Source organism: Micromonospora sp. MP36 (genome assembly GCF_008119785.1).
Classification (GTDB): Bacteria; Actinomycetota; Actinomycetes; order Mycobacteriales; family Micromonosporaceae; genus Micromonospora.
Window position 1 is genome coordinate 1 of the sequence record NZ_VSFA01000160.1, and the last position, 11,699, is coordinate 11,699.

Below are 11,699 nucleotides of genomic sequence, written 5' to 3' on the forward strand. Positions count from 1 at the left end.
CAACCGGGCGTCGTCCACCCGGCCGAGCACCTCGGCGGTGCCGTCGCGGCTGCCGTCGTCGACGACCACGAGTTCGATCTCGCACGGGTAGTCCACCGCCAACGCCTGCTTGAGGGCATCCGCGATCCGTTCTTCCTCGTTGTAGACCGGCATGAGGATCGAGAGCTTCACTGATTCTCCACAGTGGCAAGGTCAAGGCGGGCTAGCGTAACCCTGGCTGCTCGCCAAGGTCACCAGAGCATGGCCACGAGCGGGACCTGGGTTCAGCCGTTCGGCTGAGTGGCGCGCACCCCCGGGGCCGCCCGATCTGCCGCAAGAGTTCCCTTCCGCCCAACTCTGGTAGAACCGCGGCCGCCGCGAGTAGAGCGGCGACGCCGGTGACGATTCCGGTTTGGGGTAGGCGGCGCTCAGGGCGGAGTCGGGCTAGTCGTTGCGGTGTTGATCTGGGCTGGACTGAGGCGGGCTTCGGCCAGAGCTCCCGGGCAGGTCAGAAGTAGTTGTTGTAGAGGGCTTGGAGGAACACCGCCTGCCCGACCGAGAGCAGCACCAGGCCGGCGACGATGCCGCCTCGCCGCCAGCGGGGGACGAACCCGGCGGTCCAGCGGTCCACGACCACGCCGGCCGCGCCGGCCACCATCGGGTAGAGGAACATCCACGTCCGCTCCACCTCGCCCGGGCGCAGCTTGGTCAGCTCCGACGGCAACCCCGCCCAGACGACCAGGAAGAGCACGAGCACGATCACGAGCACCGGCCGTCTCGCCCCCGGCACCTTCCGGAACACCCCGTAGATCCCGAGGGCGGCCAGCGGCAGACCGGCGTAGATCAGCCAGGCCGCTGGGCTGCCCAGGAACCAGTACCAGTTGTAGGGGACGGAAACCGTCGGCGACACCTGGTACGAGGCGAGGACGTCGAAGCCCAGGGCGAGCCAGGCCAGGGCCAGCACCGCCACGCCGCCCGCCGCCGCGGCGGCCAGCAGCCGCACCGCCGTCCGCCACCCGGTCTGGATCACCAGCGCGATGGTCGCCGAGAGCACGATGAAGGACGTGGCGAAGGTCATCAGGGTGGCCAGCCCCAGCACGGCGCCTGCCGCCGCAGACAGCCGCCACGACCGCCGCTCGGCGGCGAGCAGGAACAGCGCGACGCTCATCGTCATCGGCACGGCGAAGACCGTGTCGAGATTGCTGTACGCCATCATCAACGGCGCCGGCGCCGCCGCGAAGAGCACCGCAGCGATTCGGCCCGCCCGCTCCCCACCCAGGCTGCGACCGATCAGCCAGGCGGAAACCGCCGAGCAGAAGGCGACCACGGCGATCGCCGCCGCGACGCGCAGGCTGTGCGACGCGCCGAAGGCGCGGAACAGCAGGTAGAGAAAGGCCATCACGCCGGCCGGGTGGGTCCGCCCGTTGTACGAGCGGAACCCCTCACTGAGCTCGGCGTGCCGCTCGACGAACTCGCGCAGCCCAAGCTCGTACACCAAGTGCAGGTCAGCGGTGTAGTACGTCGACTCCGGGCCGGTCGAGATGCCCCGGGTGAGCTCACCCACCTGCCCCCGGACCAGGTTCACCGCGGTGGCGGTGACCACCCCGGCGACAACCACCAACGCCAGGGCGACCCACGTCGGCAGGCGACGCCAGGAGGTGATCATCCAGCCGACGCCAGCCAGCAGCACGCCGGCCGGGATCACGGTCAGCGCCAGCTCGTCCCGGACCGGAATCAGCTTTCCGTAGATCGGCGGACGGGCGAAGTAGCCGTAGCCGATGGGTGGCAGCGTCTGGCTCCACCTCCAGAAGGCGTACAGGGCGAGCCCGGTGACGGCCATCGCCACCAGAGGCCAGAAGCGCCAGCGCGGCCAGGACCTGGCCTCGACCTGCGGCGCGGGCGGGTCAAGGACGGCAGTGCCTGCACTGGCGCTGTCGGCCACATCGTTTCCCGGCCTTACGTACACCGTCACCCCATTCTTGGCAGCAACCGCCCTGAATCACATTCACGTCGGTGATCGACACTGTAGGGGACTGGCAGTGGGGCCATGTGACCCCCAAGCGATCACTGTCGAAGCAGGTGGCGGCGACACCAACGGGGCGCCTCCTCACGCTCGCCGGGGTCCTGCCCCGGTGCCCCGCCAGGTGAGGAAACGAGCGTCCGGCTAGACAACCTCCGGATGCTGACCGTTGCGATACAGGTTCGTTGGCAAGTCCGGTAGCGGTCCCAGCGCCGGCCGCAGTATGAGGGATGTGGCCGACGCGGGTTCAACGCCGCCGGCACGACGATAAGCGCGGCTGCCGTCGTGTCTACTGTGGTCACCATGTGCGGTGGCCGGCGAGGGTGTCGGCCGGGGCGTGGTCGAGGCGTTCTTGCACCGTGGTCCCGCAGCGACATCGTGTGGCGGCCAACGGCCGACCGGTCAACCCGTTGGACGCCGGCGCGCAGCGCGTGGAGGGTGAATCTTTTGCGACCGGGTCTCCACCTCTTCACAAACACGACCGTCGATGGACATGCTCGTTCGAGATAGTCGCTGTTTCACACCACTCGTTCGGAGGCCCCCATGCGAGCAAGCAGACTCCCCACCCGAACTTCAACTTGGCGGCGACAGGTAGCCGTAGCAACTGCGCTCGTCACGGCCGGCATCGGGCTGACTGTGGTGAACGCGCAGCCGGCCCTGGCGACGCCCCCGGGGATCCCGTCCAAGGCGACCGCGCAGTCGCAGCTCAACGCCCTGACCGTTCGGACTGAGGGCTCGATGAGCGGATACTCCCGCGACTTGTTCCCGCACTGGATCACGATCAGCGGGACCTGCAACACCCGGGAGACCGTCCTGAAGCGGGACGGCACGTCCGTCGTGACCGACAGCAGCTGCGCCGCGGTGTCGGGCCGCTGGTACAGCCCGTACGACGGCGCGACCTGGTACGCCGCCTCCGACGTCGACATCGACCACGTCGTGCCCCTCGCCGAAGCGTGGCGATCGGGCGCCAGCAGCTGGACCACCAGCAAACGGCAAAGCTTCGCCAACGACCTCACCCGCCCGCAGCTGATCGCCGTCACCGACAACGTCAACCAGGCCAAGGGCGACCAAGACCCGTCGACATGGCAGCCGCCGCTGTCGTCGTACCGGTGCACCTACAGCAAGATGTGGATCACCGTGAAATACAGCTGGGGGCTGAGCCTGCAGTCCTCGGAGAAGTCCGCCCTGCAGAGCATGCTGAACACCTGCAGCTCCTGAAGCCAGGCAGCTCGCGCTCTCAGCCGCAACGCTGACAACCAGTAGGCCCGACAGCCGGAAGCAGCAAGCGCGGGAAGTCCCACCGGTGCAGCTGATTCACCCGCCGCGCCGACGTGGTGAAGGGGCGGAAGGCTTACGCAGGTCCGCCGCTCCTTCGCCGCGCACCATCGCTGCCGCCAAACAGGAGCGGCATCCACGTGAGCAGTCATCCATGATCATCTCCGGACTACTAGCCCTCTGAACTGGGGGCTGGGACGTCTGGCGACTGCCCGACGCGCAGATCCGCCAGTTGCTGCGGTGATAGACAGCCCCAGAAGGCGCCAGCGCGGCGGCGGTCAACCGCTCGGTATCGAGGAGTCGGGTCAGCCGCCGTCCACTGCTCCGGCATAGCGGTAGATGGGCGGGACGTTCTCGTCGTCGTCGAGCAGGTACTGATGGGTGATGGTGGGGCCGGGCTCGGCGCGTGGGCCGACGTACGATCCTGCTTGCGGTAGCAGCAGGATCGGGGGCAGTTCCCCTGTCTCATCGACCCCTCCGGCTGCGGTAAGCGCCGTCAGCAATGCCGCGGTCGCTGCGATGGCCCTGTGGACGCCTCGCATCCGTCTGTGGACAACCCGTTCCCTGCTGACCGCTTGTGGTATGAGCCCCGCCGTGCGCCACACGGTGAGGGCCTCAGGACGGCGCGCCGCTCCGCGATTCTTCCTGGTATCCCCGCCATGGGGTCTTGGGCCTGTGGCGGACGGGAGCGAGCATTGATCTAAATGACGACCTGGGGAGGAACGCATGGATCGGTGGACCTTGGCGCAGGTGGACCAGTGGCTCGATTGGGTGCACGACCGCCACGACGAGTTCGACTACCGCTACATCTACTTCGCATACCTGGCCGCACGAGCGGGCGCGCCGCGCAACGATAAGATCACCATGACGGTTGAGCTCGACGGTGCTGTGGTGTTGCGAGCGGGGGCCGGCGATCGGGGGCTGTGGCTGGCGGGCGATGCCGAACGGGCCCAGTTCGTCGAGCATCTGCGGCGGCGGTACTGCGGTGACCGGTATCCGAGCATGCGGGAGTGGGAGGAGGCCCAGCATGCCGGCTACCTCGAAGACACCCAATGGCGGTTCGGTAGGTGAGCCGCCGAGCGCAGCACCGACGGTCTGCACCGCACCGTAGGCGGGTCGCGCGGGTGCGCCGTGATCGACGTCAGCTAACAAGCCGCACACGCTCGTGCGGTCGTGTTGGCGGGTTGTCGCTCACTGCGCGAAGCAGCATCGGTCCCATCGATGCGGCGATTTGATCTGCTGCCACTGGCGACGGGACGGGTGGGTTCCGACACCGGTCATGCTTGCTGTGGGTAATTCAAGGGTGACGTGAATGTGATCCTCATGTTTGACTATATGCATGCGGGCGGGGGAGGCACGGCTGGCGATCGACTGCGGCACGGCCACCACTGGTGCCGTTCTGGCCTGGCCTGATGGCAGGTGGTCCCCGCTGTCCTTCGACGGGATGCCACACCTGCCCAGCGGCGTCTACCTGTCTACGGACGGGGAGGTGTGGACGGGGCGGCGGGCGTGGCAGGCGGCCGCGGACCAGCCGGGCCGGTTCATTCCGAATCCGCGTCGCCCGGCCGATGACCAGCTCACCGTCGACGGCGCCCAGGTCGATGCGGTGGAGGCGATGGCCGCGACGCTGCGCCGGGTCGCCGGTGAGGCGGAGCGGGTGGCTGGCAGCCCGGTTCGGGATGTGCGGTTGGTGGTGCCGGCGGGCTGGGGGCCGCGGCGGCGGACGTGGATGCGGCAGGTCGCTCACCGGGCTGGTCTTGCACAACCTCGTCTGGTGGAGGCCCCGGTGGCGGTGGCCGAGCATCTCCTCGCCACCGGTCTACAGCTGCCGGTGGGGTCATTCATCGTCGTATGCGATGTGGGTGCGGGTGCCGAGGTCACCGTTCTGCGCCGAGGGCCTGCCGGTTTCGAGGTTCTCGCGACCCTCGCGGATCCGGCCGCCGGCGGCGGCACAGTTGACCGCGCTCTCGCCGCCTCCCTCACCGGCGACCACACCCCGGATGCTGGTGGTGACGGTGAGGGCTGGTGGGCGGTGACGGCCAGTGTCCAGACCGCGAAGGAGGCTCTGTCGCAGCACCCGGCGGTGACGATGCCGCTTCCCGACCGGCCGCCGGTGATCGTCAACAGCGGCATGCTGGAGGCGGCCGCCCGCCCTGTGGTGGAGCGCGTCGCGCAGCTGACCGGCGAGGCGATCGCCGCCGCTGAGATCAGCCCCGCTGATCTGGCCGGGATCTTCTGCGTTGGCGGCAGCGCCCAGTTGCCGCACCTGGACAAGCTGATCGCCGAGCGGACGGGTGTCGCCGCGACGGTGGTGACGGAACGGGCGCGCGCCGCCGCGTTGGGCGCGGCGGACGCCGGCGCCGCGAGTCCCGGCACCGGCACCCATGTGGAGGTGCCGGTGCCGCCGGTACGGCGGGCGGTGGCTATCGCGGTGCCGGGACTGGCGTCCCTTGCCCTGATCTGGCAGTACTTCCTCACCGCGGACTACCACAACGGCAGCCGAACGCTGCCGGGCCTGCACTACTGGGTGATCTTGAACTGGGGTGAGCTGGCCATGGCAGCCGTGTTCGCCCTCCTGGCGTGCCTGGCAGCGGGCACCGTCCTCGGTTCCCTGATCGCCGCACGCAGCCCCACCGCCGATATCAGGTCCGAGGGTGGGAAGGTCAGTGTCGGGATCCTCGCCGCGGTGTCCCTCGGGGTCGCGTTCGCCGGCCTGTACGCGGTGGTCGCCAGCCAGTACTTCGGGCTGCCGGTGAACGGTTTCCTGCGCTGGGCGTTGTGGCCGATCACGCCGATCGTGGTGATGGCGGTGGCAATGGCAGTGGTCGCCGCCCGGCAGTGGCGGGTGCCGCACGGTGGCTGGTCGGCGCTGCTGACGGTGCCCACAGGATCTGTGATTACCGCCGCGGCCGGCATGCTGCTGATCCAGTACTCGCTGACCGCCGACCGGTGGCCACACATGGTGCTGTGGATCGACATCGCCGGCCGCGTCGGTGGCCTGCTGCTCGGCGTGGGCGTGGTCATGGCGCTGGTGACACCATTGGTGTTCCGGCTGATCCTCGCCGCGCCGCTCGCGGTGATCGCCGCGGCGATCGTCAGTTGGCGGGCCTCCGGCGTTCTCGGTGTCTTCTACGCCATCGCGGTGGCGGTGTGGTGGGCGGCCCGGTTGTGGACCCGCGTCGTCCGCCCCGCCCCGCCCACGCCCGCCGGCCAGCCCGCAGCGGTGATGCGGGGTGGTGCTGTGCCGCCGGGTGGGGGTGGGTGAGGTGCGGTGGCCGCGGCAGCTGGTGTCGCTGCTGTTCGTCCTCCTGCTCCTGATCGGCCCGCCGATGGTGCTGCTGTTCGTCGTCGGCCCGCCGGTCGACGGGTGGCCGGACGGGCAGCAGGTGCGGGCGTGGGTGGAGCAGCCGCTGACCGAGCAGACCTTGGTGGCGGCGTTGACCGTCGGGGCGTGGCTGGTCTGGCTGGTGCTGGCCTACACGGTCACCGTCCGGGCCCTGACCCGCCTCCGGACCGGCGCCGCGTGGCTGCGGCGCATGCCCCTGCCCACGCCCTTGCAGGCCACGGCAAGCGGAATGGCCGGAGCGGCGGTGTTCACCGTCACCGCCAACACGGCGACCGCCACGCCGCCGGAGCCTGCCCTCCCGGTCACCGCCGGCACGCTCGACAACCCAGGCGACCAGCCCGACGCGTACGGCAGCGTCCAGTCAGATGACGGGATCATGGTGTCCGGCGGGTGGCTGCCCCGCGAGGTCGCCGACCAGGTCGCCGCCGCCGGAGCCCTCGTCTGGCTACGCCGCCGCCTCGCCTACCAGCCCCGCCCACCCGACGGCTCCGCACGCGAGGACGCGGACCTGGGCCCGCTGCCCGCGACTGCCACTGCCGTGCAAGCCGCCCTCGCCGACCACCCCCCGACACCGCAGCCAGCCGACCTGGCCCCTGCCGGCGACGGATCGTCCGGTGCGATGCCGGCCCTCATCTCCGGTCTCCCCACCGCAGGGGTGGGGCTCACCGGCCCGGGCGCCATGGCCGCAGCGAGGGGCCTGCTGGTCACCGCCCTGCTGGCCGGGCGCCGGCATCCCGCGGCGTCGCTTGTCGTCACCCGCGCCGCCCTGGCCAGCCTGCTCGGCACCGCCGCCGACGAGCTGCGGCAACGCCTGCCACGGCTAGCGGTCGCAGACGGCGTCGACGAGGCGATGCGGGCCGCGGAATCTCGGACAACCGGCCATGACCGCCGTGGGGACGAGCCGCAGCGGCCCGAGGACCCGCCGGCCGCTGCCGTCGTTCTGATCATCGACGAACCACCATCAGACACCGTCGTCGAGCGGTTGGCCGCCGTATCAGCCGCCGGCGCGACCGTCGTGGCGTTGAGCGGATGGCCGGCCAGCGTGACCTGGCAGGTTGACGCCGCGGGCCACACCCACGACCCCCGCCGACCCGGGTGGGCCGGACCGCGGTTGTGCGTCCTCGACGCGATGGCGACAACAGACCTGCTCACCGTGATCGCCCACACCGACCCCGATCCGCCGATTACCTCCCCGCACGCCGTGCGCGTGTCCGGGCGGCGGGTGCCACGCCAGGCGAGCCGGCACCACCCGCGTCCGTGGGTCGATGTCCCGGGGCGGCGGCTGAAGCTGCGGATCCTGGGAGAGCCGATGCTGGCCGTCAACGGTGAGCCGTTGGCCATCCGCCGTACCGCGGCCATGCAGGCCCTGGTGTTCCTCGCCGCCCACCCCGACGGGGCGGACAGCCGGCAACTGGTCGACGCCCTCTGGCCCGGCCTGCCCCGACACTCGCTCACCGGCCGGCTCTACACGACACTCAGCGACCTACGCGGAACCGTCAGAGCCGCGTCCGGGCTGAGCATCGTCGACCACACCGATGACCGCTACCGCCTCAACCCCGACCACCTGGACGTGGACCTGTGGCGCTTCCACGCTGCGGTCCAGCACGCCGCCACCGCCGTCACCAACACCACGATCGCCTGGCAGGCGGTCATCGACGCCTACCACGGCGACCTCGCCGCCGGCCGCACATGGCCCTGGGCCGACCCGATCCGCGAAGCCACCCGCCGGCACGTCATCGACGCCCACGTCGCCCTCGCCGCCACCGCACACGACCCGCACCAAGCCCTCGCCGTACTGCAACAAGGCATCCGCGTCGACCCCTACAACGCCGACCTACACGTACGGGCGATGAACATCCTCGCCGCCCTCGGCGACCACAACGCCGTCGCCGAAATACACCACACCTACACCCGCCGCCTCACCGAAGCTGGCCTCGACCCCAGCGACGAAATCCGCGACACGGCCGCCCGGCTCAGCAGCACGGCCGCTTCTGGCCAATGAGAGGGTGCCGGGCTTGCCTCCGCAGGTGTGAGTGAAAGTCGTTAAGCAGACTCACTGAATGCGAGGTTGAGCCCGCAGGTGTCGGCGTACGGGTTCCGCTACAGAGTCAGGTACGCGCTGACGTACAAAGATCCGCATGCCCAGAGGAACAGCGTGCCGCTGGCCATCGGCCCACCGGTCTCCGCGCCAACAACTAGGCTCAGTTGCCGGCACGCAGTCGGCCGACGCGGATCGCGGCATGAGCGGGCGAGGTTGGCGGAAGTCCACTGTCGAATCAAGCGAGTACTGTCGCCGGCTCATCAAATCTGGCCGTTCCGGCTCCAGATCATGATGCCGGTGGGGCGTGGTTGACTACCGGTCCATCCGTGGAACAGGCGGATGGCGAGTTCGTCGGAGCGCCACCATCGATCACACGGTCCCGATGCCTCTGGGACGGGTGGCAGTGCGGCGAGGAACTCGCCAAGGTGTGCATTGGTCATGTCGTTGGGGACCCACGCCTCCAGCGAACTGGGTGGCACAGGCTCCCAGTCATACAGCTCGTCCATGAGCGCGTGTCCCTCGATCAGGTGATTGATCGAGGGACAGACCTCCAGGAAGGGACCGTCCGCGCTCACCCCGAATCGGCCGTCAGTGTGCGCGAGGTAGAGCACGGGTGACGACACGCGCTCCCCGTACCACGCGAATGACCACCCCGTGCGCTCCGCCCGAACCATGTCGAGCAGGTCGAATTGCCAGCGGCGGAGGGTGTCGAGGCGCTCGTCGCCGATGCGGACGCTGCGGCGTACGTCGTAGCGCAACCCGCCGAAGCGGGTGGCGAAGGCTTCCCGCCTAACGGTCAACTCAAGAGGTGCCGCAATCAGCCGTCCCGACCGGTCTGGCACTTGCATAAGGTCAGTCAGCAGTCGAGGCTGCTCCGGCTGCCGGTTCCCGGCGCGGCACAGGAACGCCTGAGCCCTTGGTGACAGACCGTCGGGATCGTCGAGCACGTGCACATGAACTTCCCAGTTGACTGGTGCTCCGCTTTCCGAGCCTATGACATGCGCGTCAATGACTGCCAGCGGACATCAGACGTACGCACATCGGCCAGTTCAGGATGCCCGCTCGACTCAGGGGCCAGCTACCGACCGTGACCGCTCTTGACCGGTCAGCATGCCCGGACGGCGGAAGAGTACGCCCACGCGGTGGCTAGGCCCTCATCTTGCGGAGTTATCCGGCGATCTGCTCGCGAGCGGCGATCGTCGCGGCGAGCAACATCTCGTCCGCGCGCATCTCGGCGTCCTCGTCGCCGATATTGAACGCCGCTCGACGCCGCGAGGCTATGAACCGATCCAGCCGGTCGAGTATCGGCCGCGCGTGCGACCCCATCGCGGTGAGTACCCGCAGCACCTTGGGCCCGTACAGGTCGTCGGACAGGTACTTTGGCAGGACTGCCAGCAGTTCATCGGCGACCGCAGGACCTTCGTGGAGCCACAGTGCGCCGGCCGATTCCACCTGCTCGAATCCGGGAACCCTGAACAGGCTCCACAGTTGCTTGTGCTGGCGGACGGTGAGCCCGCCGTGCTCGGCGAGCCAGGTCAGCAGCTCCGATGCGAAGCGGCCACGGCGAAGTTCTTCCGGGCATCCGGCAAGATACCGTTCGGCCACGGCGCGGTCCGACGTGACTTTGAGAAGGGCGGACGTCGCGCCTTGCGTCGGGTACTCCCGCAGCCCCGGGGCCGCGGCTGCGGCGGCGGGGCCGATCTGTCCCAGGACGTAGAACGCCCAGTCCGGAGTGTCGTTCTCGGCCCCTTCGAGCCTGGCGATAAGCTCCGGAACGGCTGCAGCCGCAGCCGGACCGAACACGGCCAGCACCCGCATCGGCAGCTCAGGCGCGCATGAATCCGGAAGCGCGGCCAAAATCTGGCGAGCGGCGGCCACCGGCGCCTCCGGGTCAGCGCCCGCCCGAGCAACCGCCCGGAACGCCTCCGCCAGCCGGGGCTCGTCGCTGTCGGAGAGCATCAGCCGTACCAGATGCGGCACCGCGCGGTGGTCGCCGACACAACCCAGCGCGGTGGCCGCCACCGCGCCGAGATCAGGGTCGTCCATCACCGCCGCAAGATCGTCGGCGCCCAGCCGGGACGCGGTCAACGACAACGCCAACGCTCGCAGCGCCGCGGACCGCACTTCGGAAGGTTTTTCCCCGAGGAGACCGGTCAGCATCGGCGCCACTCGGGCGGGCGCGGAGCGCCATGCACGCATCGCCCCAACCGCCATCCGTACGCCTTCGAGCCTGACCTGTGAGCTCTCGGCCGGGTTCGCGAGCCGTTCCGCCCAGGCACAGCAGTCCTGCACCCGGTCGAGACCGGTCAGCGCCCGTGCCCAGAGCTCACCCGCCGTCTCCGCATAAGGGGATCCCAGCGCGTTCAAGACACTGATGGAGACTTCGAGATCGGTCCGGATCGCGGCGTCCAACGCCGGCCAGGCCACCGAGTCGTCCCTGTTGAACACTGCGATGTTGGCCAGCAGCCGAATGGCCGGAACCGGATCCGACCGCAGGCGATCCAGAATCGCTTGATGTTCCGGGACCTTGCGCCGGAGTATGGCGTGCATGAGGCCGATCCGGACGAACGGATCGGTCGAGGCGTTCAACACCGCCATGGCCCGATCGGGTTCGACAATGTGCACCAGTAACGCCGCCGCGATACGCCGTACCGGCAGGTCCACGTCACTCAGGGCCAACTCCGTCGCGGATGCCACCAGAGGCCAGTCGGAATGCTGGAAGCACAACTGGCCCAGCAACTCGAAAACCGTCCGCCGCACCAATGCGCGGCCGTCGGTCGTAAAGGTCAGCAGACGATGGGTCAGCGGCCCGTCCCGGTCAGCCTGGACTGTTTCGAAGATCCAGGACCGCGCATGATTACCGGGGACCAGGAGATCGCCCGAGACGATGCCCGTTTCCAACCACCTCCAGCCGTCCGGCGACACCGCCGGCGCCGGGCTGTTCACTCTGTGAGGCGCAGGGCGCCCTTTCCGTACGTCATGAGCCTGATCCTTACTCAAGAGTGTCCCGGTACGCAATGTGATCAGGTATCCGCTTC

Annotated in this window: 8 protein-coding genes; 4 read left to right on the top strand and 4 right to left on the bottom strand. The window is 69.3% G+C overall.

The features are described 5' to 3' along the window. The coding region (locus FXF52_RS38495) for a glycosyltransferase (protein ID WP_148797904.1) at positions 1–171 on the bottom strand (171 nt) is incomplete at its 3' end. A 316-nt stretch (positions 172–487) separates the two neighbouring features. Next, positions 488–1,921 carry a glycosyltransferase family 39 protein gene (locus FXF52_RS38500; RefSeq protein ID WP_187413969.1) on the bottom strand — a complete coding sequence of 478 codons (1,434 nt, stop codon included), beginning with the start codon at positions 1,919–1,921 and terminating at the stop codon, positions 488–490. Positions 1,922–2,542: 621 nt separating this feature from the next. Between FXF52_RS38500 and FXF52_RS38505 the strand changes: the two genes are divergently transcribed. From FXF52_RS38505 to FXF52_RS38520, 4 genes are all read left to right on the top strand, one after another. Next, a complete protein-coding gene (locus FXF52_RS38505; RefSeq protein WP_148804598.1) occupies positions 2,543–3,217 on the top strand; it encodes an HNH endonuclease family protein in 675 nt (224 codons plus the stop codon). 783 nt (positions 3,218–4,000) lie between these two features. After that, a complete protein-coding gene (locus tag FXF52_RS38510) occupies positions 4,001–4,345 on the top strand; it encodes a hypothetical protein (protein WP_148804599.1) in 345 nt (114 codons plus the stop codon). A gap of 268 nt (positions 4,346–4,613) precedes the next feature. Then, positions 4,614–6,539 (top strand): Hsp70 family protein, encoded by a 1,926-nt coding sequence (locus FXF52_RS38515; protein ID WP_148804600.1) that lies wholly within the window; start codon positions 4,614–4,616, stop codon positions 6,537–6,539. Between the two features lies 1 nt (position 6,540). Next, on the top strand, positions 6,541–8,622 hold the full coding sequence (locus tag FXF52_RS38520) for a BTAD domain-containing putative transcriptional regulator (RefSeq protein WP_255472829.1): 2,082 nt from the start codon (positions 6,541–6,543) through the stop codon (positions 8,620–8,622). 299 nt (positions 8,623–8,921) lie between these two features. Here the strand turns inward: FXF52_RS38520 and FXF52_RS38525 are convergent, their stop codons facing one another. Together FXF52_RS38525 and FXF52_RS38530 are read right to left on the bottom strand one after the other, a co-directional pair. After that, positions 8,922–9,614: a hypothetical protein gene (locus FXF52_RS38525; RefSeq protein WP_148804601.1), complete on the bottom strand. Its 693-nt coding sequence runs from the start codon at positions 9,612–9,614 to the stop codon at positions 8,922–8,924. Positions 9,615–9,828: 214 nt separating this feature from the next. After that, entirely contained in the window at positions 9,829–11,562 is a 1,734-nt protein-coding gene (locus FXF52_RS38530; RefSeq protein WP_148804602.1) for a HEAT repeat domain-containing protein, read from the bottom strand. Positions 11,563–11,699: the final 137 nt, after the last annotated feature.

Coding starts and splice junctions, on each gene's coding strand:
- FXF52_RS38505 (WP_148804598.1), top strand. CDS start 2,543: ATGCGAGCAAGCAGACTCCCCACCCGAACTTCAACTTGGCGGCGACAG.
- FXF52_RS38515 (WP_148804600.1), top strand. CDS start 4,614: ATGCGGGCGGGGGAGGCACGGCTGGCGATCGACTGCGGCACGGCCACC.
- FXF52_RS38510 (WP_148804599.1), top strand. CDS start 4,001: ATGGATCGGTGGACCTTGGCGCAGGTGGACCAGTGGCTCGATTGGGTG.